We start from the raw sequence: 24,236 nt of genomic DNA on the forward strand, positions 1-24,236 counted from the left end.
GTTACCGGTGGATCCCGGCCGGTGGGTTCAGCCGACTGTGGCTGCGCCCGTAGACGAAGTAGAGAAGGACGCCGATGACCATCCAGATCCCGAACCGCACCCAGGTCTCGGCCGGGAGGTTGATCATCAGCCAGAGCGAGGCGAGGACGGAGAGAGCGGGCAGCAGCGGCACCAGCGGAGTGCGGAACGCCCGGGGCAGCTCCGGACGGGTGCGACGCAGGATGACGACGCCGACGGCCACCACGACGAACGCGAAGAGCGTGCCGATGTTCACCAGGGCCGCCAGTTCCGAGATGCTGGTGAATCCCGCGATGACGGCGATGATCCCGCCGAGCAGGATGGTCGAGCGGTAGGGCGTGCCGAACCGGGGGTGCACGCGGGAGAAGAAGCGCGGGAGCAGCCCGTCGCGGCTCATGGCGAAGAACACCCGGGTCTGCCCGAGCAGCAGGATCAGGCACACCGTGGTGAGGCCGACCGCGGCGCCGAAGCTGATGACACCGGCGTAGAAGGGGTGCCCGGTGGCCTTGAAGGCGTCGGCGAGCGGTGCGTCGACGCTGAGCTCGGTGTACTTCTGCATGCCGGTCACGACGATGGACACCGCCACGTAGAGCGCGGTGCAGATGAACAGCGAGCCGAGGATGCCGCGGGGCATGTCGCGCTGCGGATTCCGGGTCTCCTCCGCGGCCGTCGCCACGATGTCGAAGCCGATGAAGGCGAAGAAGACCACGGCTGCGGCGGTGAAGATGCCCTGCACGCCGAAGTTCGTCGGCTCGTAGCCGAACATCAGCTGGATGAGCGGGGCCTGGAGCCCGGCCCCCTCGACGGTTCCCTTGGCCGGAGGGACGAACGGGTCGTAGTTGGCGCTGTCGATGAAGAAGGCACCGGCGACGATGACGATCAGCACGACGGTCACCTTGATGGCGACGACGACCTGGGTGACCCGTGCGGACAGCTTCATGCCCGCGACGAGGATGCCGGTCAGCAGCAGCACCAGCAGGAACGCGAGGAGATCGAACCCGAAGCCTGTCTCGTCGCTGGTACCCGACAGGGCCTGCGGAAGACTCCAGCCGATGTTGTCCATCAGCGATCTGATGTATCCCGACCAGCCGACGGCCACCACCGCGGTGCCCAGCGCGAACTCGAGGATCAGGTCCCAGCCGATGATCCAGGCGGCAAGCTCTCCCAGGGACGCGTAGGAGAACGTGTACGCCGATCCGGCTACGGGCACGGTGGAGGCGAACTCGGCATAGCAGAGGGCGGCGAGAGCGCACACGATGCCTGCGACGACGAACGCGAGCGCGGTGGCCGGGCCTGCGTTCTCCTTGGCCACGGCACCGGTGAGGACGAAGATGCCGGTGCCGATGATGACGCCGACGCCGAAGACCGTGAGGTCGAGGGCGGAGAGCGACCGGCGCAGCGCGTGCTCGGGCTCCTCGGTGTCCTTGATGGACTGCTCGACCGACTTGGTCCGGAGCCAGCCTCCGGATCGGCTGCTCGCGTCGTCCTCGATGCTCACCGGCGTACCTCCACGCGTCTTCGTCCGCGTCATCGTTCTCGCAGCGGAGGTGCGTCCGGGTCCGCACACAGCAGCGGGCCCGGGGATTCACCCGATCAGATGCCCGACCGGAACCACGAATGGGCCGGTCGGACCACCCTCGAGAGGGAATCCGACCGGCCCGGTGCGCAGTACGCGGATGCGACGTCAGTCGCGCGCCGCCTCGGCGGGCTCCTTGTCGTAACGGCCGTCGAGCTTGGAGACCAGCCCGGTGATCTGCCGGGCGATGTCCGGGGCGGTCAGCCCGATCTCGGCGAGGATCTCCTTGCGGCTGGCATGGTCGAGGAACCGCTCCGGGATGCCGAAGTCACGCAGCGGCACGTCCACGCCCGCGTCCCGCAGTGCCTGGGCGATCGCCGAACCGACGCCTCCGGTACGGATGTTGTCCTCGACGGTGACCACCACGCGGTGCTGCTCGGCGAGCGCGGGCAGCTGCTCGTCGACCGGCTTCACCCAGCGCGGGTCGACCACGGTCGTGGAGAAGCCCTGCTTGTCGAGAAGATCGGCGATCTCCAGGCACATCGGGGCGAGCGCGCCCACCGAGACCAGGAGGACGTCGGGACGGGTGCCCTCGGACGGACGGCTGAGGACGTCCATGCCGCCGATCCGGCCCACCGCCTCGACGGCCGGGCCGACCGCGCCCTTGGAGTAGCGCACGACCGTGGGGGCGTCGTCGACCCGGACCGCCTCGCGCAACTGGGCGCGCACCTGGTCGGCGTCGCGCGGGGCAGCGATCCGCAGGCCCGGGACGACCTGCAGGATCGACATGTCCCACATGCCGTTGTGCGAGGCGCCGTCGGTGCCGGTGACCCCGGCGCGATCGAGCACGAACGTCACCCCGCACCTGTGCAGGGCCACGTCCATCAGCACCTGGTCGAAGGCGCGGTTGAGGAAGGTGGCGTAGACGGCGAAGACGGGGTGCAGACCGCCGGTGGCCAGCCCGGCCGCGGAGACGGCGGCGTGCTGCTCGGCGATGCCCACGTCGTAGACGCGGTCCGGGAACTCGTCGGCGAACTCCTGGAGGCCCACGGGCTGCATCATCGCTGCGGTGATGGCGACGATGTCCTCGCGCTCCCGGCCGAGTGCGACCATCTCCTCGCTGAAGACCGAGGTCCAGTCCGCGCCGGAGGCCGCGATCGGCAGGCCGGTGTCGGGGTGGATCTTGCCGATGCCGTGGAAACGGTCGGCCTCGTCCTGCTCGGCGGGCTGGTAGCCGCGGCCCTTCTGGGTGAGGCAGTGGACGATGACCGGACCGCCGAAGCGCTTGGCGCGCTGCAGCGCGGACTCCAGCGCCTCGATGTCGTGGCCGTCGATCGGACCGACGTACTTCAGGCCGAGGTCCTCGAACATGCCCTGCGGGGCGATGAAGTCCTTGAGGCCCTTCTTGGCGCCGTGCAGCGTCTCGTACAGCGGTTTGCCGACCACGGGGGTGCGGTTCAGCAGCATCTCCTTGCCGCGGGCGAGGAAACGCTCGTAGCCGTCGGTGGTGCGGAGCGTGGCCAGGTGGTTGGCGAGACCGCCGATGGTGGGCGCGTAGGAGCGCTCGTTGTCGTTGACGACGATGACGAGCGGACGGTCCTTGGCGTCGGCGATGTTGTTGAGTGCCTCCCAGGCCATGCCACCGGTGAGCGCGCCGTCGCCGATGACCGCGACGACGTGGTCGTTGCGGCGCAGCACCTCGTTGGCCTTGGCCAGGCCGTCCGCCCAGCCGAGCACGGTGGAGGCGTGGCTGTTCTCGATGACGTCGTGCTCGGACTCGGCGCGCGACGGGTAGCCCGACAGGCCGCCCTTGCCCTTGAGCTTCGAGAAGTCCTGACGCCCCGTGAGCAGCTTGTGGACGTAGCTCTGGTGGCCGGTGTCGAAGAGCACCTTGTCCTGGGGCGAGTGGAAGACGCGGTGCAGAGCGATGGTCAGTTCGACGACACCGAGGTTGGGTCCGAGGTGGCCCCCGGTCTTCGACACGGCGTCGACGAGGAAGGTCCGGATCTCGCCGGCCAGCTGCTCCAGCTGCTCCGGGCCCAGCCGGTCCAGATCGCGCGGTCCCCTGATGCGGGTCAGCAGCGCCACCCGTGCCTCCTTGCTGTCGAGCTTCGCCAAACGAACTTGCCGGTCCGCCGAGTCTAGTGTTCCGCTCGTGGGCCCGGCGGGCGGGCCGTGCGATGTATGTCACGCAAACGGCTCAGCCCCGGCGGGGAACCTGCCGGGACGGACGTGTGCCCGGCGCGGGAGGACCCACGCCGGGCACACGTCGTACGGGTCAGGCCCGGCCGGCCGTCTTCTGGGTCCGGCGCGAGACCGAGTCCAGGACCACGGCCGCGAGCAGGACGGCACCGGTGATCATGTACTGGATCTCACTGGCCATGCCCAGCAGGTTCAGACCCTGCATGATCGACTGGATCACCAGCATGCCGAGCAGGGCGGACCAGATCTTTCCGCGGCCTCCGAAGAGGCTGGTGCCTCCGATGACGGCCGCGGCGATCACGTTCATCAGGACGTTTCCGGCCCCGAGGCTCTTCGTCGCGCCACCGGACTGGCTGGCGATGAACAGGCCGCCCACGACAGCCAGCGTGCCGGCGATCATGAAAACGGTGATCCGCACGCGCTCCACGTTGATACCGGCCCGGCGGGCCGCTTCGGTGCTGCCGCCGCAGGCGAAGATCTGCCGACCGTATGAGGTCCGCCGGGAGACGAAGTCGGCGATCACCAGCACCGCGAGGAAGATCACCAGGGCGAGCGGCAGCCCGCGGGCCTGGTTGAGCTGGTAGGCGGCGGTGAAGGCGACCAGTGCGAGCAGGCCGGTACGCAGGGCGACCTCGCTGAGCGGTCGGTACGGCAGGGACGCCTCCCTGCGGCGCCTGCTGTCGAGCAGCATCGACGCGAGGTAGCCGAGCACCGCCACGAGCGCCAGTCCGTAGGCGGCGGCGATGTCGTCGAAGAAGAAGTTGGTGAGCTGCTCCACCAGGCTGCCGCGGGGCGTGTTGATGGTGCCCTCGGAGCCCATCAGCCAGATCTGCAGGCCGCTCCAGCCCAGGAAACCGGCGAGGGTCACGACGAACGCGGGGACCCCGACCTTTGCGAAGAAGAAGCCGTGGACGGTTCCGATCGCCGCACCGGCGGCGACGGCGCACAGCACCGCAACGCCGTCGTCGATCCCGTGCACGGTGCTCAGTACGGCCCACACGGCAGCACCGACGCCCGCGACCGACCCCACGGACAGGTCTATCTCGCCGAGCAGCAGGACGAACACGACGCCTACGGCCATGATCCCGGGGCCGGCGATGTAGATGCCGATGTTGCTGAGGTTGTCGGGGGACAGGAAGCTGCTGTCCTGCGACTGGAAGATCACGGCGATCAGGATCAGCCCGAGGACCACCGGTATGGAGCCCAGTTCTCCGCCGCGGACCTTGCGCTTGAACTCGGTGACGTAGCCGCGGAAGCCCTGTTCGCGGACGAGCAGCCGGGGATCGGTGACCGGGGCGGGGGCGGCGCTGTCGTCGAGGGCCGGCGGGGTGTCCGTCTTCTTGACGGTGTCGGTCATGATGCCGCCTCCGCGGTGCGCTGCTGACGACGGGTCACGGCGTTGTCCGTGGCCCCGGTGATCGCGGCGATGATCTCCTCGTGGCTGGTCTCCTTCACGGGGAAGACGCCGTTGTTCCGTCCGAGCCGCAGGACGGCGACCGTGTCGGCGACGGCCTTCACATCGGCCATGTTGTGGCTGATGAGAATCACGCCGAGGCCTCGCTCGCGCAGCCGTTCCACCAGGTCCAGGACCTGGGCGGTCTGTTCGACTCCGAGGGCCGCGGTCGGCTCGTCGAGGATGACGACCTCGGGCTCGCCGATGAGGGCGCGGGCGATGGCCACGACCTGGCGCTGACCGCCGGACAGCGAGGCGATCGGGATGCGGACGCTGGGGATCCGGATGGACAGGGTGTCCAGCAGTTCCTTGGCGCGCTTCTCCATGGCGACCTCGTCGATGACCCCGCCGCGGCGCAGCTCGCGCCCCAGGAAGAGGTTGGCGACGACGTCGAGGTTGTCGCAGAGCGCGAGGTCCTGGTAGACGGTCGCGATGCCGAGGTCTTGGGCGTCGTGCGGCCGATTGATCTCGACCGGCCGGCCTTTCCACTCGACGGTTCCGTCATCGATGGGGTGGACCCCCGCCACCGTCTTGACGAGCGTCGACTTCCCGGCACCGTTGTCGCCGACGAGGGCGACTACTTCTCCGGCACGGATCTCCAGATCGACATCGGTGAGCGCCTGGACGGCGCCGAACCGTTTGGAGACCCCGCGCAACGCCAGCACGGGCGCAGCGGACACGTGAATCATCTCCTTCACCGCCTGACCGGCGGGGGTACCGCGCCGCGCGCGGTGAACGGGTTGGTGGCCCGCGGCAGTTGCCCGGGTAAAGGAGGCCGGACAGCTGCCGGGGTTCCGGCGGGACGGGCCGGATGGGCCGGCCGGGCGGGATCCCGGACCTGCCCGGGATCCCGCGGCGGGACTACTTGATGCCGGCCTTCTTGCAGGCGTCGGCGAAGTCCTTCGTGCAGATCTGGTCCGCGGTGTAGACCTTGTCCTTGATGATCGTGTCCTTGATGTTGTCCTTGGTCACGATCGTCGCGGTGTAGAGCTTGGTCGGGATGCCCTTCTCGCTCTTGCTGTCGGCTTTCTGCGGGGTGAGCGAGGCAGGGTCGTCGCCGTTCAGCAGCTTCACCGCGATCTCGGCGGTGGTCTCCGCCTCGGGCTTGATGCCCTTGTAGACGGTGAAGGACTGCGTGCCGGCCAGGATCCGCTGCAGCCCGGCGAGTTCGGCGTCCTGGCCGCCCACCGGAACGCCCTTCACACCGGCCGACTTGAGGGCGGTGGCGATACCGCCCGCCATGCCGTCGTTCGCCGAGTAGACGGCGTCGAATCCGTCCTTGCCGAGGGAGCTGATGGCGGCGGCCATCTTCTTGTTGGCCTCGTCCGGCGACCAGTCCGGGATGTCCTGCTCGTAGACGATCTTCTTGACCTTGCCGTCGAGGACCGTGTGCGCGCCCTTCTTGAAGAGGCCGGCGTTCGGGTCGGTCGGCGAGCCGTTGATCATCACGAGACGGCTGTCGGCGGCCTTGTCGCCGAGGGCTTCGAGCACGCCCTGGCCCTGGAGTTCACCGATCTTCTCGTTGTCGTAGGAGACGTACGCGGAGACGTCGCCCTCGGCGAGCCGGTCGTAGGCGACGACCTTGACGCCCTTGGCGGCCGCGGCGTCGACCCAGGTCCGGGTGGCGGTGGCGTCGACCGCGTCCAGGATGATCACCTTGACGCCCTTGGTGATCAGGGCGTCGAACTGCTTCTTCTGCGTCTCGGCGTCCTGGCTGGCGTTGTTGTAGGCGACCTTGCAGTCCTTGCAGAGGGACTTGATCTTCCCCTCGATCAACGGCCGGTCGAACGTCTCGTAGCGCGTGGTCTTGTTCTCCGGAAGGAGAAGCCCGATGGTCTTGTTGTCGCTTCCGCCGTCGCCGGCGTTGTCGCTGCCGGCCTTGCCGCAGGCGGCTACGGACAGCGCCATCGAGACCGCGGCCGTACCGATGACGACTCGACGCATCGTTGCGTTCATGAGTGAAACCTCCCAGACGAGGCCGCGCCCCTGCGGCCGAGGTGGCTGGCAGTCAACTCGGCCCCGCACGGCACGTCAAGAAGTAAAACGTCATCGAGACGGCAACGGTGCCATTCGTTATCTAAATGAATGCAGGAGTCTTCCCGCGAAGGGATCCGTCGAGCAGGGTCGAGTCCCCCATCTCGCTGAGCACCAGAGCGAGTGCACCGAGTACCTCGGCCCGTCCACCCAGCGCCCCGGGGACCACCGAGAGCCTGCGGGCGGCGCTGGGGATCGCGTAGCGCGCGACCGAATCGCGGATCGGACCGAGGACGAGTTCCCCGGCGTCCGCGAGGTCGCCGCCGAGCACCACGCGGCTCGGGTTCAGCAGGTTGCACAGGTTCGCGACGCCGCTGCCGATGTGCCGACCCACGTCGCCGACGACCCGCCTGCAGCCGGGGTCTCCCTCACGGGCGAGGGAGACGACGCGCTCCATGGTGAGATCCGCACCGTGACTGGCCTGCAACAGCCCGAGGACGTACCGCGCGGCGGTGAACGTCTCGAGGCAGCCCCGGTTGCCGCAGCGGCACACCGGCCCCGACTCGTCAAGCGTGATGTGCCCGATCTCTCCGGCGGTCCCCCCGGGGCCCCGGTAGATGCGGCCGTTGATCACCAGGCCGGCACCGACACCACTGGCGACCTTGATGTACGCGAGGTCCTTGACGCCGCGACCGCTGCCCCAGACCAGCTCGCCGAGCGCGCCCAGGTTGGCGTCGTTGTCGACGTACACCGGAACGCCGAGCCGGCCGGCGAGCTCCTCGCGCGGGTTGATGCCGGTCCACCCCGGCAGGATGGCGGTTGAGCCGAGCGTGCCGGTCTCCACGTCGATCGGCCCGGGGACGCCGAGGCCGACGCCGATGACCTTCTCCGCTCCCGCGCCCGTGCTCGCCACCAGTCGTTTGACCAGGCGTTCCGCCCGGTCGAAGCCCTGCGCGGCGGAGGCGTCGACATCCAGCGGCTCGGCCTCCTCGGCGAGCACGTGGTGGGCGAGGTTCCCGACCGCGACCCGCAGGTGGGCATGGCCGAAGTCGACGCCGACGACGACGCCGGCGTCACCGCTGAGCGACACGCTCCGGGCGCGCCGCCCGCCGGCCGACGTGGGGGTGACCTCGACCGTTCCGCGGTCCTTGAGCTCACGGACGATGTTCGAGACCGTCGCCGCCGACAGCCCGGTGGCGCGGGCGATCTCCGCCTGGGTGAGCGAGCCGACGAGCCGTACCGCGCGCACGACCCGCTCCAGGTTGGCCCGGTGCAGGGACGACTGCGATCCCGGAGTCTCCACCACGGTCTGATCACTCCCAGCAGGCCAGAAACGACGCATCCGGGCCCCGGTGTGGCCCGCCGTCTACAACATGTGAACTCTAAGCTCAGCCGTACAGACTGTCTCGCGTCAAGGGGTCGCGACGAGCCATTCGTTCGTCGAACGCCTCCCCGCGGCGAACGAGGCGGCCCCGTCGGGGCCGCCTCGCCGGAAGACCGGGCACCGCTACTTCAGGGCGCCGGACGTCAGTCCCGCCTGGACCTGGCGCTGGAAGACGGTGTAGACGACCAGCACGGGAAGCGTCGCGATGGTCAGACCCGCGAACAGCCCCGACCAGTCGCCCTTGTACCCCTGGCTCACCGCGAGGGTCGCCAGGCCCTGCGTGAGGAGGGCCTTGTCGGGGTCCTCGGTGTTCAGGGCGATCGGCAGCAGGTACTGGTTCCACTGACCCAGAAAGTTGAAGATGCCGATGCTCACCAGCCCCGGCTTGGCCATGGGCAGCATGACCTGGAAGAAGACCCGTGCGTGCGAAGCCCCGTCGATCATGGCCGCCTCGGCGATGGCACCGGGCAGGGTGCGGAAGAACGCCGTCATGAAGAACGTGGTGAACGGCAGCGAGTAGGCGATGTAGGCCAGGATCAGGCCATGCGGCGTGCTGAGCAGGGAGAGGTTCTTCATCACGAAGAACAGCGGCACGATCGCCATGATGACCGGGAAGGTCATCCCCCCGACGAACAGGTAATAGATGAAACGGTTGCCGGGGAACTCGAAACGCGCCAGGACGTAGGCGGTCATCGAGCCCAGCAGCATCGTGCCGAGCACCGACGGGATCACCACGACCAGCGAGTTCAGGGTGTACTCGCCGATGTGGGCGCCGTTCCATGCGCGGACCCAGTTTTCCCAGTTCAGCGAGGTGGGCAGCGACCACGGGCTCTCCAGGATCTGCCCGTCGGTCTTGAGCGAGCTCATGGCTGCCCAGAGCAGGGGGCCTGCGGCCATGCAAGCCCACAGGACGAGGAACCCCTGCGAGAAGACGCCGAGGGTCCGGCCTTCGCTCCGGGAGCCCGGGGACCTGCCCGCGGAGGCGCGCGACGCCGCCGGGACTCCCGCCGGGGTGGTACCGGACATCTCGGCCGGCTGTGCGGTGCTCATCGTTGCGTTCTCCCCGCTCACGTCAGAACTCGATGCGGTCGCGACGACGGCCCAGCCCCATCGCCACCACTGCGAACAGCATGGTGACCAGGAGCAACGCGACACCGACAGCGGTGGCGTAGCCGGCCTGCCCGTCACGGAACGCCTTGTTGTAGAGGTAGACGGGAAGCACCAGGGTGGAGTAATTCGGTCCGCCCTGGTTGACCGTCATGATGTGGACGTAGGCGAAGCACGTCTCGAGCGCCATGATGCCCGCGTAGACCCAGCCGGTCTGAACGGTGTCCCGGATCAACGGGAGGGTGATCCGGAAGAAGGTGGTCATCCGGCTCGCGCCGTCGAGCAGCACGGCCTCGTAGATGTCCCGGGGGATCGAGCCCATGGCGGCCGAGAACAGCACCACGTAGAAGCCCACGTTCGCCCACACCATCACCGCAAGCACGCACGAGAGGGCCAGTCCGGGGTCGCCCAGCCAGTTCTGCTCGAGCGAGGACAGGCCGACCGCGTTCAGCACGCCGTTGAGCAGTCCGCCCTGCGGGTTGTAGATGTTGCCCCACAGGACCGCGATGATGGCGACGGACAGCACCTGCGGGAAGAAGTAAACAATCTTGTAGATGTGGGACCCGCGGACGCCGGCGGCAGCCTCGCCACGGGCGTGGCGACCGCCGACGTTGAGCATGAAGGCGAAGAACAGGCCGAGCCCGAGGGCCAGCAGCGGCAGGCAGACGAGCAGGACCAGGTTGTGGCCCAGCGCCTTCCAGAACAGACCGTCCTCGAGCAGCCTGCCGAAGTTGTCGAGGCCGATGAACGCGAAGTCGCTGCTGTAACCGGTCCAGTCGGTCAACGAGTAGTAGAACGTCTGGAAGAAGGGCGAGATGACGAAGACACCGTACAAGGCCAGCGGAAACGCCAGGAAGCCCGCAATGAAGCGGTACTTGACAAAGGTCCGGTAGTGCCGGGAGGCGGCGAAGCCGCCGACACCCGGACCCTTCGCCGTACCTGCCGTGGTCTCATCGGCCACTACACGGCTGTCAGTCGCCATGCCCGCCCCGTTCCATGTTCGTCCTCCGACCGACCGGACCCCAGCCGTCAGCTGTGCTTGTACTTCTTGATCGAGTCGTCCTTGGCCGTCTCGTCGGCCGCCTTCTGGATGGCCGAGACGGCCTCCTTGGGCTTCATGCGGCCCGCCATCATCTCGGCGAGGATGCCGCCGATCTTCTCCTTGTCCAGGGTCTGGTACCAGTCCCGGATACGGGGATTGACCACGTTGTCGCCGGCGTCCTTCAGGGCCTGGCTCGACGACGCGAGGCCGGGCGGCAGGTCCATGCCGTCGGTGGCACCCTGGACACAGGTCAGCGACGAGACCAGCTCGGCGAAATTCTGCGCGGCCTTCTTGCTGAGCATGACGCGCAGCATTTCCAGGCCGCCCTCGACGTTCTTGGCCTGCTTCGGCACGATGAACGGCTCGTCCGCCTTCGCCCAGATGGTCTCGAACGGCATCTTGTCGGAGGAGTCGAGGCTCGACGGCGGCGCCATCGTCACCTCGAAGTCCTTCGGTGTGGTGGCCTTGGCCTCGTTCTCCACCCAGGAACCGTTGGGGATGAACAGGGCCTTGCCCTTGGTCCACTGCGTCTGCGACTGAATGTGATCCAGGCCGGGGGTGCCCTTGAGGATGTACCCCTTGGCCTCCAGCTCGTAGTAGGCCTCGAAGGCCTTCAGGACGGCGTCGTGCTTCCAGGCGTTCGGCTCGAGGTTGTCGATCGCCTTGATGACGTCACTACCGCCGATCTTGGCGATGAACGGGTACAGGGCGAACGCGATGTAGTACGGGTACTTGCCCGCGTACGTCCAGCCCGCGATGCCCTTCTTCTTCGCCTTCGCGCAGAGGGCGAGCATCTCGTCCCAGGTCTTGGGATACTCCCAGCCGTTGTCCTCGAGGGTCTTCTTCGAATACCAGACACCGTAGGTGGTGAACGCGTAGTTCAGGCGGTAGCACTTGTCATCGCCGTACTGGCCCATCTCGATGGTGCCGGGCACGAGGATGTCACGGACCTTCTTGTCCGGATCGTCGTACGACGGTGCGTCGAGGAGCGGCGTCAGATCGGCGATCTGGCCCTTGGCGATGAGGGTCGCGGCGTCCATCGCCTTGGCACCGGAGTTGTCCACCAGGTCCGGCGGGGTGCCGCCGACCATCCGTGGCTGGAGCAGCGGCTGAATGTCCTGGGTCGCCTTGAGTTTGACCGCGCCGTACTTCTTCTCGTAGTCCTTCGCCGCGTCCTTGGCGTACTGCGTGCCGAAGCCGCCGTCGAAGATGACCACTTCCAATCCGGCCTTCTCGTTCACGCCGAACGGATTGGAATCGGTCTTCTTTCCCTTCTCGACCTTCCGGTCGTCGCCACCGGACGTGGCGCACGCACTGAGGGCGCTCATCGCCGGAACAGTAACGAGGCCGAGTGCCGCGGCCTTCTTGATCAGATCACGACGGCCGAATTCGGAGGTGGATCCCATGCTCAAGTCCTCGCCCTCTCCAGGACTCAGGCGGTGTACCGGTCGCCCGGACTGAAGTCGCCTCCGGCGAAGGGCCCCGCCACCGCGGTCATTTGAAGCTGCGTAGTGCCTGGTGCTCCGGTTCGGGCCGGGCCGGCGCGGCAGTGGACACCATGAGCCCCTGCCGTCCCGCCCCCGATCTCCCCCCGGGTCCACGGCCCAGTCGCGCGGCCGCTCGGACGCCGACAGGTATAGTCCACTTCTCGCGACCTGGGCAACATCGAATACAGGTTTGGGCTGCAGTCTTTCCCGAGTTGAGACCTCACCGGAATTCCCCCGGCGGGCAACGGACCGGAAACAGCTTGCTCCGCACGGTTCCTGGGCCTCAGGTGGCTCGCGCATCGCTTCTAGCGCCGGAACCCGCCTCGCCGACGGCTCACCTCGGGTCGGAACGCCGGAAGCCCGGGAGCGAGGCATTTCCGACCTGGTCGAGCAGCGCGCAGCGCAGCTGCCCTTGCCCATCCCCGTACGCGTCCCTCGACGTGCCGGAGCACGAGCCGCTCGGCCCCGATCGGGTCAGGTGGCCGGGCCACGGCCGGCAACCCATCGCCCGGTCGGGGGGGTTGCAGCCTCGACGACCAACAGCAGCTTCTCCACCGTCAGAACCATCTGGATCTCAGTGGCCCCACGCCACACTCAGCACTCAGCGTTCCGCGCCGACGGACTTGCGGCTCAACCGGGCTGGAAAGCCTCGGTATCCCCACTTAGGGCGATTGTAGAGTTTACGTGAAGCTCACGTGGTAATCTTCCGAAGGAAGAGTGGGCCGGTTCGAGTTGTGAGCGCGCCTGCTCGGCACTTGCCCGTCGGTCCGCTGCAAGGGAAGTGGGGGGTGCAGGCGCCGCTCGCCATCGGCGCTCGTGGCAATCTTCAGGACACTCCGGGGGCTTGAAGTTTCGTCATCCCGCTGTCGCCATCGATGCGACAGTCTCGGCGCAGCGCGAGCGATCGCGCTGCGAAATCGAAATCCACGAACCCGAAAGAGTTCGTATGCCCTTCCCAGCTTTGCCGGGGGCGAAGGCGCCGCCGCAGTCGTGGCCGCGGAGGTGTCAGCGGCAGGTGACCGCAGGGGCACGAGCGCCATCCCGACGGCATGGACGGGGTCGCGACGCCGGACGGCCGTCGCTCTCCCCACGGTGACTGTCCATCGGCCGACCAGCAGAACAACGCCCCTTGGCCCACCCTGCTCGAGGAATCCTGCGATGCGCCGATCGGTGGCCCAGCAGGAGGTCCCGCCTCCGGCGGCATCGCGCGTGTGGGCCTTGTGGCGACCCGACTCTTCATCATCAACAGCCCACCGAAAGGCCGCCCATGAAGCGAACGATCACGTTGATCACCGCGCTGGTCGTCACCATGCTGCCGCTGACAACGGCGCAGGCCGCGGTCAAGAAGGCCAAGCCCCCGCTCAGTTGCGAGCATCGGACGTTCACGTCCAGCCCGGGCCCGCGCTTCAGCGACCCGGAGGACCCCGTCGCCCGGATGAAGATCATGGGCCCGATCATCGAGTCGATCAACAGCGCCGGCTGCGGGCAGACCGTACGCGTCGCCATGTACTCGATCGGCAAAGCACAGCCGGGCCCGGACTTCGCCAACGCCCTGATCGCCGCCCACCAGCGCGGAGTCATCGTCAAGGCGCTGATGGACGTCCACAGCGACAATACGACCTGGCAGTCGATGGTCACCGAGTTGGGCAACGATCCGCGAGCCTCCAGCTTCGCCGCGCTGTGCCCGGGCGGCTGTCTGTCCCACTTCGGCGGCTCCTCCCTGCACGCGAAGTACTACATGCTCAGCGGCGGATCCGATGCGAACAGGACGGTGACCGTCAGCAGCGCCAACCCCACCTCCGCCCAGGTCAGCACCGCGTGGAACAGCAGCGCCACCGTCAAGGGCAACGTCGCCCTGTACAACTCCTACGTCCGCTACTTCACCGCCATGGCCAAGGGGGCATTGGGCGGTCCGGGCCCGTTGGCGCCCGACTACTACAACTCCACCAGCGGCAAGGACGCCAGGAAACTCACGCCGCACTCCTACCAGTGGCCCAAGGCGCGCAGCAAGAGCGACACCTGGGTCGACTTCCTGGACAACATCAAGGCGCCGGCCACGATCAACATCGCCATGTTCCAGTGGACCTCTCACGGGAAGCCGGGTGACCGGAACTATCTGGAGCTGCCGAAGAAGCTGGTGAGCCTGGCCCGGACCGGCGTCAAGATCAACATTCTGATCACCGCCGGAATGGTCGATGACAGCGTGCAGGACTACCTGAAGAACCGGCCGAACATCGACGTGCACGACACCAGCCGCGGCACCGACGCCAACGGCAACGCCCTGCACTACACGCACAACAAGTACATGATGGTCAGCGGCAATTACGCGGGGGCGGCCGACTCCAGGATCGTGTTCGTCGGTTCCTCGAACTGGACGAGCAACGGCATCTGGCACAACGACGAGTCGGACCTGAGGCTGGTCGGGCGGTCCACCTACGACTTGTTCATGACGGACTGGCAGAACCAGTACGAACGCTGCTGCGGGACCACGGCAAGGCAGTTGATCGCCGAGGAGCGCGCCGAGAATACGGCTCGGGAGATTCCGATCGATCCGAGGCAAGCCCGGGAATAGGCATTCTCCGTGCGGACCGTGTGCGAGCCTTTCCGACCCGGCCGATTCGGCGGACAGTCGGGGTGGGCTGCATCCGGACATGGAGAAGCTCCTGGTGGACGGGGTCACGACCGAGACCGCATGTCCATCAGAAGCTTGCGTGTGCTCGTCACCCGGCCGGCGTCGATCCGCCCGGCTCGGCGCTGTGCTTCCTCGCCCGTGAGAAGGCTGCTTCCACCGAGGTGTTCGTGTTCCTGGACGGCTCACCGGGCCGGGGAACGGCTGCCGGACGGAACCGGAGACGCGGACGGGCCGCACACCTCGAATGGTGTGCGGCCCGTCCGGGTGGAGCCGTTCGCCTACTTGCGGATCAGAGAGCGCAGCACGTACTGCAGGATGCCGCCGTTGCGGTAGTAGTCCGCCTCGCCGGGGGTGTCGATGCGGAGCTTGGCGTCGAACTCGACGCCGCTGTCCGTCGTCACCTTGACGGTCTCCGGGATGCCGCCCTCGTTGAGGCCGGCAACACCGGTGATGGAGAAGGTCTCCTCGCCGGTCAGGCCGAGGGACTCGGCCGAGGTGCCCTCGGGGAACTGCAGCGGCAGAACGCCCATGCCGATGAGGTTCGAGCGGTGGATGCGCTCGTACGACTCCGCGATGACGGCCTTGACGCCGAGCAGCGCGGTGCCCTTGGCCGCCCAGTCACGGGACGAGCCGGAGCCGTACTCCTTGCCCGCGAGGACGACCAGCGGGGTACCGGCGGCCATGTAGTTGCGCGAGGCGTCGTAGATGAACGACACCGGACCGTCCTGCTGGGTGAAGTCGCGGGTGTAACCGCCCTCGGTGCCCGGCGCGATCTGGTTGCGCAGGCGGATGTTGGCGAACGTGCCGCGGATCATGACTTCGTGGTTCCCGCGGCGCGAGCCGTAGCTGTTGAAGTCGCGACGCTCCACACCGTGCTCGGTGAGGTACTTGCCGGCCGGAGTGTCGGCCTTGATCGCACCGGCCGGGGAGATGTGGTCGGTGGTGACCGAGTCTCCGAGCTTGGCGAGCACCCGGGCGCCGGCGATGTCCTCGACCGGGGCCGGGTCCATCGTCATGCCCTCGAAGTACGGGGGCTTGCGGACGTAGGTGGACTCGGCGTCCCACTCGAAGGTGTTACCGGTCGGGATCGGCAGCGACTGCCACTGGGCGTCACCGGCGAAGACGTCCTCGTAGGAGGAGGAGAACATGTCCTGGCCGATCGCGGAGGCGACGACCTCGTTGACCTCGGCCTCGGTCGGCCAGATGTCCTTGAGGAAGACCGGGTGGCCATCGGAGTCGGTGCCGAGCGCCTCGGTGGTGATGTCGGTCCTCATGGAGCCGGCGATAGCGTACGCGACGACCAGCGGCGGGGAGGCCAGATAGTTCATCTTGACGTCGGGGTTGATCCGGCCCTCGAAGTTGCGGTTGCCGGAGAGTACCGAGGTGACGGCCAGGTCGTTGTCGTTGACGGCCTTGGAGACCTCCTCCGGAAGCGGACCGGAGTTGCCGATGCAGGTGGTGCAGCCGTAGCCGACGAGGTTGAAGCCCATCTTGTCGAGGTACGGCGTCAGACCGGCCCGGTCGTAGTAGTCCATGACGACCTTGGACCCGGGGGCGAGCGTGGTCTTCACCCACGGCTTGCGGCTCAGGCCCTTCTCGACCGCCTTCTTGGCCACCAGGGCGGCGGCGACCATGACGTACGGGTTCGACGTGTTGGTGCAGGAGGTGATCGCGGCGACGGTGACGGCGCCGTGGTCGATCTCGTACTCGGTGCCGTCGGGGGAGGTGACCTTGACCTTCTTGCTCGGCGCGCCGTTGCTGACCGCCGGGGCGTCGGAGGCCGGGAAGGACTCGATGCCCGCCTCGTCGGCGTCCTCGGCGTCGGACACGTAGTTGCGCACGTCCCGCTCGAACTGCTGCTTGGCCTCGGCCAGGACGATGCGGTCCTGCGGGCGCTTCGGGCCGGCGATCGACGGGACGACGGTGGACAGGTCCAGCTCGAGCTTCTCGGAGAAGTCGGGCTCGGCGGCCGGGTCGAGCCAGAGGCCCTGCTCCTTGGCGTAGGCCTCGACGAGCGCGAGCTGCTGGTCGGAACGGCCGGTCAGGCGCAGGTAGTTGATGGTCTCGTCGTCGATCGGGAAGATCGCGGCGGTGGAACCGAACTCCGGCGACATGTTGCCGATGGTGGCGCGGTTGGCGAGCGAGGTGGCGGCGACGCCCTCGCCGTAGAACTCGACGAACTTGCCGACGACGCCGTGCTTGCGCAGCATCTCGGTGATCGTGAGCACCAGGTCGGTGGCGGTGGTTCCGGGCTTCAGCTCACCGGTCAGCTTGAAGCCGACGACCCGCGGGATCAGCATGGAGACCGGCTGGCCGAGCATCGCGGCCTCGGCCTCGATGCCGCCGACGCCCCAGCCGAGCACGCCCAGGCCGTTGACCATGGTGGTGTGCGAGTCGGTGCCGACGAGCGTGTCCGGGTAGGCCTGACCGTTCCGGACCATGACGGTGCGGGCCAGGTGCTCGATGTTGACCTGGTGGACGATGCCGGTGCCGGGCGGGACGACCTTGAACTCGTCGAAGGCGGTCTGACCCCAGCGCAGGAACTGGTAGCGCTCCTTGTTGCGCCCGTACTCCAGCTCGACGTTCTGGGCGAACGAGTCCGGCGTGCCGAACTTGTCGGCGATCACGGAGTGGTCGATGACCAGTTCGGCCGGTGCCAGCGGGTTGATCTTCGCCGGGTCGCCGCCCAGCGCCTTGACGGCCTCGCGCATCGTGGCGAGGTCCACCACGCAGGGCACGCCCGTGAAGTCCTGCATGATCACGCGGGCCGGGGTGAACTGGATCTCCTGGCTCGGCTGCGCGCTCGCATCCCAGTCGCCCAGGGCCCGGATGTGGTCGGCGGTGATGTTCGCGCCGTCCTCGGTGCGGAGCAGGTTCTCCAGCAGCACTTTCAGGCTGTAGGGAAGGCGCGCGGCGCCCTCGACCTTGTCCAGCCGGAAAATCTCGTACGACTCGTCGCCCACGCGCAGCGTGCTGCGGGCGTCGAAGCTGTTCGCCGACACGACAGTCTCCTTCATCAATATGCGCGTAACTACCACGATCCTGCCGCCACGGCGTCCGGCCGATCCGCTGAGGCAAGGCTTACTGAGGTGGCCCTTACCCGTGGTGGCGACGGTGCGCGCTTCCGCAGATATCTCGATGTCGAGATAACTCTAGTACATCCTTGCCTCCGAGGCTCGCCCGGTACCCGTGATCTCTCGCAGCGAAGGTCCGATCCCATCCCGAGTACGCTCCGGTCCGCCATCCGTTTCCCCCGGTTCGAGCCGTGCCCGGCCGGTTACTGTGCCAGCCATGAACGCGGACCGCTGGCTGGCAGAGACCCGGACCTCCTACGACACGGTCGCGGTCGACTATGCCGCCCTCGTACGCGACGCCCTGGCCGAGGCACCGTATCTTCGGGCGGCTCTGGCGTTGTTCGCAGACCTGGTGCACGCCGTCGGGGGCGGGCCGGTGGCGGACGTGGGCTGCGGGCCCGGACACGTCACCGCTCACCTCCATGAGCTGGGTGTGGATGCTTTCGGCATCGACCTCTCCCCTGTGATGATCGACGTCGCTCGGCGTGACCACCCCCACCTGCGGTTCGAGGTGGGCTCGATGACGGACCTCGGCCTCTCCGATGCTTCGGTCGCCGGCCTGCTCGCTTCCTGGTCGTTGATCCACATCCCCGACGCTGCCGTCCCCACGGTCTTCGGCCACTTCTGGCGGGTGCTGCGGCCCGGCGCACCACTGCTGCTCGGATTTCACGCCGGCAACGAGTCCCGGCTGAAGACACAGGGCTACGGCGGTCACCCGATGAACGTCCACGTCCACCGCCGCCGGCCCGCCGAAGTGGCGGCCCGGCTGCGCGATGCCGGGTTCACGGTCGAGGCCCACATGCTGCTCGACCCCGACGAGAGCATTCCAGGGGCGGTCCTTTTCGCGCGTCGCCCCGCCACACCGGCCGGCGCCGACGGCGACTTCGCCAAGCACCCTCGCAGGTGCCCTCCCACGCCCCGGTCCGGGGCCGCGCGGGCCGGTGAAGCCTCCCGGCCCCGGCGTTAACCTGGGCAGATGGGCGAGAGCGATGTCACGCTGTGCTTCTGCGGGGACGTCATGCTCGGCCGGGGCGTGGACCAGATCCTTCCGCACCCCGGTGACGCGGAGCTGCGCGAATCGCACGTCCGGGACGCCCGCGCCTACGTCGAGATGGTGGAGAAGGTCAACGGCCGCGTACCCCGGCCGGCCGGTTTCGCATGGCCCTGGGGCGAAGCCCTGCAGGTGCTCGACGCCACGGCGCCGGACGTCAGGGTGCTGAACCTGGAAACCTCCGTCACACGGCACGACGCATTCGCGCCCGGCAAAGGCGTGCACTACCGGATGAACCCGGCCAACCTGCCCTGCCTGGCGGCGGCCCACCCCGATGTCTGCGTTCTGGCCAACAACCACGTCCTGGACTTCGGCCGTCGCGGACTCGAGGAAACGCTGGATGCGCTGCACACTCACGGGTTCAGGACCGCCGGAGCCGGCCGGAACGCCGCGGAGGCTGCACGGCCCGCGGTCGTTCCCCTCGACGGTGGCGGCCGGGTCCTCGTGTTCGCCTGCGCGATGCCTTCCAGCGGCGTCCCGCACGACTGGGCGGCGACCGACGACCGATCCGGTCTGGACTTCGTCGCCGAGCCGTCGGATGCCGCGGCGTCAGCGATCACCGACCGCATCCGTCGGGAGAGGCGGCCGGGGGACGTCGTGATCGTCTCCGTCCACTGGGGAGGCAACTGGGGTTACCGCGTCTCCCGTGGTGAGGTCCGCTTCGCGCACGCCCTCACCGACGGCGGTGCGGACGTCGTGTTCGGCCACTCCTCGCACCATCCGCGCCCGGCCGAGATCCACCGCGGCCGGACCGTTCTCTACGGCTGCGGCGACTTCGTCGACGACTACGAGGGCATCTCCGGTCACGAGCACTACCGCGACGACCTGCGCCTGCTCTGGTGCGTCACCGTGCGGCCCGGCACCGCGCCCGGGGTACGGATGGTGCCCCTGCAGTCGCGCCGGATGCGGCTGGTGGCCGCCTCGGACGAGGACGCCGAGTGGTTGCGCGGTGTCCTGGACCGGATCGGCCGCGACCTCGGCTCGCATGTGGACCGGGAACCGGACGGTGTGCTCACGCTCCGAGCAGCCCGAGGTGGTGTACGTGAACGCAACAGCTGATCCCCGCGAGGCCCTGGCACGGGCGCTGCGAGCGGCCGGCATCGAGGACGAGCGCCTCGTCCGAGCCGTTCGGGCGACACCGCGAGAAGGCTTCGTGCCGCCGGACGAGGCCGCGGCCGCCTACCGCGACGTGCCCGTCCCGATCGGGCACGGCCAGACCACCACACAACCCTCGCTGACGGCGATGATGATCGAGAGCCTCGGCCTGGAGGGCAGCGAACACGTCCTCGAAGTGGGGACCGGCCTCGGTTTCCAGACTGCCCTGTTGGCACAGCTGGCCGCGGACGTGGTGAGTGTCGAGGTGCACGCGGATCTCGCCCGGCAGGCGCAGCTCAACCTCACCCGCCACGGCGTCCACAACGTGGAGTTGCGCAGCGGCGACGGCAGCGGCGGCGTGCCCGATCGCGCTCCCTACGACGCCGTCATCGTATCGGCGGCGTTCCCGGAGGTGCCGGCGCCGTTGGTCGACCAGTTGCGCGTCGGCGGGCGGCTGGTGCAGCCCCTGGGCCCCGGCGGCCAGGAGGACGTCGTGTGCTTCCGCCGCACCGCTCGGGGCCTGGAGCACGAACATGTCCTGACCGCCGCCCGCTTCGTCCGTCTGCACGGCCGGTACGGCTTCCCTACCGGGACCTGAGTCCCGCCTCCGCACCTGGGGTCAGCGCGCACGCCCGTCCCGCAGGAAACGGCGCAACCGCGCCAGCGGCCAGGTGTTGATGACGTCGCCGGGGGTCAGCCAGCCGCGCTGAGCCGTGCCGATCCCGAAACGCAGGTACCCGAGGTGGATGACGGAGTGGGCGTCGGTGCTGACGGCGAACCTCGCGCCGCGCCGCTTGGCGTTCAGAATGTCCTCGCCCCCGAGGTCGAGCCGGTCGGGCTGTGCGTTGACCTCGAGCGCGGTGCCGGTGCGGGCGCAGGCGTCGAAGACTTCGTCCCAGTCCGCGTCGAGGCCGTGCCGCCTGCCGATCAGCCGGGTCGTCGGGTGGCCGACGACGTTCACATGGGGATTCTCGCAGGCGCGTACGAGCCGTCGCGTCATCGCCTTCCGGCTCAGATTGAAGTGGGAGTGGACCGAGGCCACGCAGATGTCGAAACCGTCGAGGAACTCCCCCGGCCAGTCCACCTCCCCGTCCGGTCCGATGTTGAGCTCTGTGCCGTGCAGCAGGCGCATGCCGTGGTGTGCGCCGTCGAGCTCGCGCACCCGCTCGCGCTGGGCGAGGATCTTCTCGTCCGTCATGCGCTGCATGTACAGGTTCGGCGCGTGGTCGGTGACGGCGTAGTAGCGGTAGCCGCGCTCCGCGGCGGTGCGGACCATGTCCTCCAACGGGGCGAGGCCGTCGGTGAGATCGGTGTGGGTGTGCAGGTCGCCGCGGATGTCCGCCTCCTCGACGACATCCGGCAGCTCACCGCGCACCGCGGCCTCGACCTCGCCGCGGTCCTCGCGCAGCGTGGGCGGGATCCACGGCAGTCCGAGCCCGGCGTACACCTCCTCCTCGGTCGTGGAGGCGACCCGCTTCCCGCTCTCTGCCTCGAACAGGCCGTACTCGGACAGCTTCAGTCCCCGGTGGACGGCGATCGTGCGGGTCCGGATGTTGTGCGCCTTCGACCCGGTGAAGTACTGGAGCCCGCCCCCCCCCAGGATTCCGGAGGAATCACCCGAAGATCGACCTGAAGCCCCTTCGCGTCGCGGACTGATGTCTTCTTCCCGCCGTGGGCGATGACCTCGGCGGTGGAGGGCAACGCGGTGAGCGCGTCCATGAAGGGCGCCGACCGGCCGGCCGCGACGAGCACATCGATGTCGCCGACGGTCTCCTTCATGCGGCGCAGCGAACCGGCACAGGTGCAGCGCTCGCAGCCGGACAGGCCGGAGAGCTCGGCCACGATCTCCTCGGCGGATTCCATGGCCGCCCCCAGCCCCACCCGGTCACCCGCCTGACGCATGAGCGTGATGCCGTGCAGGATGTTCTCCTCGGTCTTCTCGCCGAACCCCTTCAGACCGCGCAGCCTCTCGGCGCGTATGGCGTCGGCCAGTTGGTCGACCGAGGAGATGTGCAGATCCTCGTAGAGGGTCATCGCCTTCTTGGGTCCCAGCGTGGGGATCGTGATGAGCTCGCGCAGGCCGGCGGGGATGCTCGCCCTGGCCTGCTCGACCACGGTGATGTCGCCGGTGCGGAAGTACTCGACGACCTTGTCGGCGATCGACCTGCCCACCCCGGGGATCTCGCGCAGGCCGGCGGCGTCGAGGTGGGAGACGTCGGCCGGGTGCCCGCCGATCGCGCGGGCGGCCTTCTCGTAGGCGCGCGCCTTGTAAGCGTCGCCCCGGGTGATGGCGATGAGGTCGGCGTACTCCTCCAGGAGTGCCTCGACCTCCTCGTTGGGCCTGGCCACGCCTTCAATTCTAGGAACGGTGCGCGGTTCGGGCGCGAGGAGCGAGCGCGAGGCTCCCGGCGAACTCGTTCGCCGGGAGCCCCACCGCCACGACCGCTCTGCACCGGGGCGCCGGGCAGGCCGCAGGCCCGCCCCGGTGTCGCCACGGGACACGGACACATGGCGGTGGTGTTACGGAGCGCTCGCCGCCGCGCGGCTTACAGTGACGTCTCGTGCCCGATCCCTCCGGAGGAACGGCGCGCGACTCCGGGATCCGGCCGTCCGGATCCCTCGTGGAGGGAGCACCGCCATCAGAATGCTGGACATCCGCGACCACGAGGCGCTGCCCGGCCGGGCGGTCGAGTGGCGCGTACACGCGGACACCGTCGCAGCGGCAGACCGTTCCGGCCCCGACAGCCGGCCTCCGTCGCACATCCAGGAGGCCCACCTCAGAGCAGCGCTCGTGCTGCGCGAGCTGCACGTCGACATTCCGGCCTGGCTGGCGGTGACCTTCGAGATCGCCGGCCGTCTCGACCGGGCGGCGCTGGAGACGGCGTTCCTCCGGCTCATCGACCGCCACGAGACGCTGCGCAGCGGCTTCCGGGTCTGCGGCGAGAGGCTGGAAAGGTTCACACTCGACGCCGGCGCGATCTGCATCGAGGCGGCGGACGGGCCGCTGCTGGGCAGCGCCGCCGAGGTCACCGCGCATCTCGAGGAACGCTTCGGCAAGGCGACGGACCCGCTGGCGTGGCCGTACTACACGTTCGTCGTGATCGAGCGCGAGAAGTCGGCGACCGTCTATCTCGCCTTCGACCACATCAACATCGACGCCTACTCCCTGGCGCTGGCTACGTACGACGTCGTCGAACTCTACGAAGCCGCCGCGGCCGGCCGGGGGCCCGAACTGCCCCCGGTCGGAAGCTACGTCGACTTCTGCCACCGCGAGCGCGAGTCGGCCGGCACCGTGGGCGACGACCACGAGACGGTCGCCGGGTGGCGCGGATTCCTGAACGCGTGCGGCGGCCGGCTGCCCTCCTTCCCGCTCGATCTGGGCGTGCTGCACGGCGAGGAGCTTCCCCGGCAGAGCAGCCTGTGCGAGTGGCTGCTGGACGCGGCGGACGCGGATGCCTTCGGCACCGCGTGCCGGAAGAGCGGGGGGACGTTTCTCTCGGGTGTGCTCGCGGCGGCCGGGATCGTCGCCCGCGAGGTGGGCCGCCAGCCGGTCTACCGGTCCGTCATCCCGTTCCACACCAGGTCCGAGGCCCAGTGGGTGGCATCGATGGGCTGGTACATCGGGGTCGCCCCGATCACCGTCGATCTCTCGGGCGCCCAGGAGTTCCACGAGGCGGTCCGCTCGGCCGAGGATGCGGTGCGCGCGGCCAAGCCGATGGCCGACGTCCCGTTCTTCCGGGTGAGCGAATTCCTCGGTCCGGCGCTCTCCATCACCTCTCCGGACCCGTTCGCCTTCATCTCCTACATCGATATGCGGGTGGCCCCCGGAGCCGACTCCTGGGAGGCGTGGAAGGCGTGCGTGATCGGCCGGGCCTCGTACGGCGACCAGGCCTGCATGTGGATCAACCGCGGTCACGACGGTGTCTACGTGGCCTGCCGGTTCCCCGACACCCGGCTGGGCCGGGAGAACGTTCCCCGCTTCGTCCGGCACCTGCGCCGGGTGCTCACGGCCACCGCGAGGACGGGTGCGTACCGGATCGCGCCGGAGGAGGCTGCCGCGGGCGGCTGCGGCGGGGAGTGAGTCCGCCCCCCTGCTGCCGCGCCGGCCCGCTGTGCCCGGCGCCCCGTCGGGGTGACCCGAACGGGCGAATGCGGTGAGGTCGTCCGAGGGCCCCGAGAAGGCCGAGGGGGCACGGCCCGT

At 68.6% G+C, this 24,236-nt stretch carries 15 protein-coding genes and 1 pseudogene; 5 read left to right on the forward strand and 11 right to left on the reverse strand.

Features of this window, described 5'->3' with window-relative positions; translation table 11 throughout:
* Position 1: 1 nt before the first annotated feature.
* From M1E25_RS06235 to ngcE, 9 genes are all read right to left on the reverse strand, one after another.
* Positions 2-1,549, reverse strand: a complete 1,548-nt coding sequence (locus M1E25_RS06235; RefSeq protein WP_251410884.1) for an amino acid permease — start codon at positions 1,547-1,549, stop codon at positions 2-4.
* A 153-nt stretch (positions 1,550-1,702) separates the two neighbouring features.
* Positions 1,703-3,622: a 1-deoxy-D-xylulose-5-phosphate synthase gene (gene dxs / locus M1E25_RS06240; protein WP_251410887.1), complete on the reverse strand. Its 1,920-nt coding sequence runs from the start codon at positions 3,620-3,622 to the stop codon at positions 1,703-1,705.
* A gap of 190 nt (positions 3,623-3,812) precedes the next feature.
* Complete coding sequence (locus M1E25_RS06245) at positions 3,813-5,093, reverse strand: sugar ABC transporter permease (RefSeq protein ID WP_251410889.1); 1,281 nt, start codon at positions 5,091-5,093, stop codon at positions 3,813-3,815.
* A complete protein-coding gene (locus M1E25_RS06250; RefSeq protein WP_251410892.1) occupies positions 5,090-5,878 on the reverse strand; it encodes an ATP-binding cassette domain-containing protein in 789 nt (262 codons plus the stop codon). Before M1E25_RS06250 ends, M1E25_RS06245 begins: the two co-directional genes overlap by 4 nt.
* 172 nt (positions 5,879-6,050) lie before the next feature.
* On the reverse strand, positions 6,051-7,145 hold the full coding sequence (locus M1E25_RS06255; RefSeq protein ID WP_251410895.1) for a sugar ABC transporter substrate-binding protein: 1,095 nt from the start codon (positions 7,143-7,145) through the stop codon (positions 6,051-6,053).
* A gap of 121 nt (positions 7,146-7,266) precedes the next feature.
* Entirely contained in the window at positions 7,267-8,466 is a 1,200-nt protein-coding gene (locus tag M1E25_RS06260) for an ROK family transcriptional regulator (RefSeq protein WP_251411069.1), read from the reverse strand.
* Positions 8,467-8,670: 204 nt separating this feature from the next.
* Positions 8,671-9,597, reverse strand: coding sequence for a carbohydrate ABC transporter permease (locus M1E25_RS06265; RefSeq protein ID WP_372500533.1), 927 nt, complete (start codon positions 9,595-9,597; stop codon positions 8,671-8,673).
* 22 nt (positions 9,598-9,619) lie between these two features.
* A complete protein-coding gene (locus tag M1E25_RS06270; protein ID WP_251410898.1) occupies positions 9,620-10,636 on the reverse strand; it encodes a carbohydrate ABC transporter permease in 1,017 nt (338 codons plus the stop codon).
* 47 nt (positions 10,637-10,683) lie between these two features.
* Positions 10,684-12,102: an N-acetylglucosamine/diacetylchitobiose ABC transporter substrate-binding protein gene (gene ngcE / locus M1E25_RS06275; RefSeq protein ID WP_251410901.1), complete on the reverse strand. Its 1,419-nt coding sequence runs from the start codon at positions 12,100-12,102 to the stop codon at positions 10,684-10,686.
* Positions 12,103-13,450: 1,348 nt separating this feature from the next.
* On the opposite strand from ngcE, the gene M1E25_RS06280 reads away from it, so the two are divergent.
* Positions 13,451-14,755 (forward strand): phospholipase D-like domain-containing protein, encoded by a 1,305-nt coding sequence (locus M1E25_RS06280; protein ID WP_251410904.1) that lies wholly within the window; start codon positions 13,451-13,453, stop codon positions 14,753-14,755.
* 338 nt (positions 14,756-15,093) lie between these two features.
* Here the strand turns inward: M1E25_RS06280 and acnA are convergent, their stop codons facing one another.
* Positions 15,094-17,817 carry an aconitate hydratase AcnA gene (gene acnA, locus M1E25_RS06285; protein WP_308290394.1) on the reverse strand — a complete coding sequence of 908 codons (2,724 nt, stop codon included), beginning with the start codon at positions 17,815-17,817 and terminating at the stop codon, positions 15,094-15,096.
* 289 nt (positions 17,818-18,106) lie between these two features.
* On the opposite strand from acnA, the gene M1E25_RS06290 reads away from it, so the two are divergent.
* From M1E25_RS06290 to M1E25_RS06300, 3 genes are read left to right on the forward strand one after another with little or no spacing between them, the layout of a single operon-like run.
* On the forward strand, positions 18,107-18,856 hold the full coding sequence (locus M1E25_RS06290; RefSeq protein ID WP_251410910.1) for a class I SAM-dependent DNA methyltransferase: 750 nt from the start codon (positions 18,107-18,109) through the stop codon (positions 18,854-18,856).
* A 9-nt stretch (positions 18,857-18,865) separates the two neighbouring features.
* The gene (locus M1E25_RS06295) at positions 18,866-19,999 is read left to right on the forward strand and encodes a CapA family protein (protein WP_251410913.1); all 1,134 of its coding nucleotides are present in this window, start codon (positions 18,866-18,868) and stop codon (positions 19,997-19,999) included.
* Complete coding sequence (locus M1E25_RS06300; RefSeq protein WP_251410916.1) at positions 19,983-20,633, forward strand: protein-L-isoaspartate(D-aspartate) O-methyltransferase; 651 nt, start codon at positions 19,983-19,985, stop codon at positions 20,631-20,633. The genes M1E25_RS06295 and M1E25_RS06300 overlap by 17 nt, the downstream gene beginning before the upstream one ends.
* Positions 20,634-20,654: 21 nt before the next feature.
* Here the strand turns inward: M1E25_RS06300 and polX are convergent.
* Positions 20,655-22,384, reverse strand: a pseudogene (gene polX / locus M1E25_RS06305) (DNA polymerase/3'-5' exonuclease PolX).
* Between the two features lie 295 nt (positions 22,385-22,679).
* On the opposite strand from polX, the gene M1E25_RS06310 reads away from it, so the two are divergent.
* Entirely contained in the window at positions 22,680-24,116 is a 1,437-nt protein-coding gene (locus M1E25_RS06310; protein WP_251410919.1) for a condensation domain-containing protein, read from the forward strand.
* Positions 24,117-24,236: the final 120 nt, after the last annotated feature.

Source organism: Streptomyces meridianus (assembly GCF_023703325.1).
Classification (GTDB): Bacteria; Actinomycetota; Actinomycetes; order Streptomycetales; family Streptomycetaceae; genus Streptomyces; species Streptomyces meridianus.

Bases quoted from the DNA above. Each gene is read 5' to 3' on its own strand.
- M1E25_RS06235 (WP_251410884.1), bottom strand. From the start codon at position 1,549: ATGACGCGGACGAAGACGCGTGGAGGTACGCCGGTGAGCATCGAGGAC.
- M1E25_RS06270 (WP_251410898.1), bottom strand. From the start codon at position 10,636: ATGGCGACTGACAGCCGTGTAGTGGCCGATGAGACCACGGCAGGTACG.
- M1E25_RS06265 (WP_372500533.1), bottom strand. From the start codon at position 9,597: ATGAGCACCGCACAGCCGGCCGAGATGTCCGGTACCACCCCGGCGGGA.
- M1E25_RS06295 (WP_251410913.1), top strand. From the start codon at position 18,866: ATGGGCGAGAGCGATGTCACGCTGTGCTTCTGCGGGGACGTCATGCTC.
- M1E25_RS06250 (WP_251410892.1), bottom strand. From the start codon at position 5,878: ATGATTCACGTGTCCGCTGCGCCCGTGCTGGCGTTGCGCGGGGTCTCC.
- M1E25_RS06310 (WP_251410919.1), top strand. From the start codon at position 22,680: ATGCTGGACATCCGCGACCACGAGGCGCTGCCCGGCCGGGCGGTCGAG.
- M1E25_RS06280 (WP_251410904.1), top strand. From the start codon at position 13,451: ATGAAGCGAACGATCACGTTGATCACCGCGCTGGTCGTCACCATGCTG.
- M1E25_RS06290 (WP_251410910.1), top strand. From the start codon at position 18,107: ATGAACGCGGACCGCTGGCTGGCAGAGACCCGGACCTCCTACGACACG.
- M1E25_RS06245 (WP_251410889.1), bottom strand. From the start codon at position 5,093: ATGACCGACACCGTCAAGAAGACGGACACCCCGCCGGCCCTCGACGAC.
- M1E25_RS06255 (WP_251410895.1), bottom strand. From the start codon at position 7,145: ATGAACGCAACGATGCGTCGAGTCGTCATCGGTACGGCCGCGGTCTCG.
- ngcE (WP_251410901.1), bottom strand. From the start codon at position 12,102: ATGGGATCCACCTCCGAATTCGGCCGTCGTGATCTGATCAAGAAGGCC.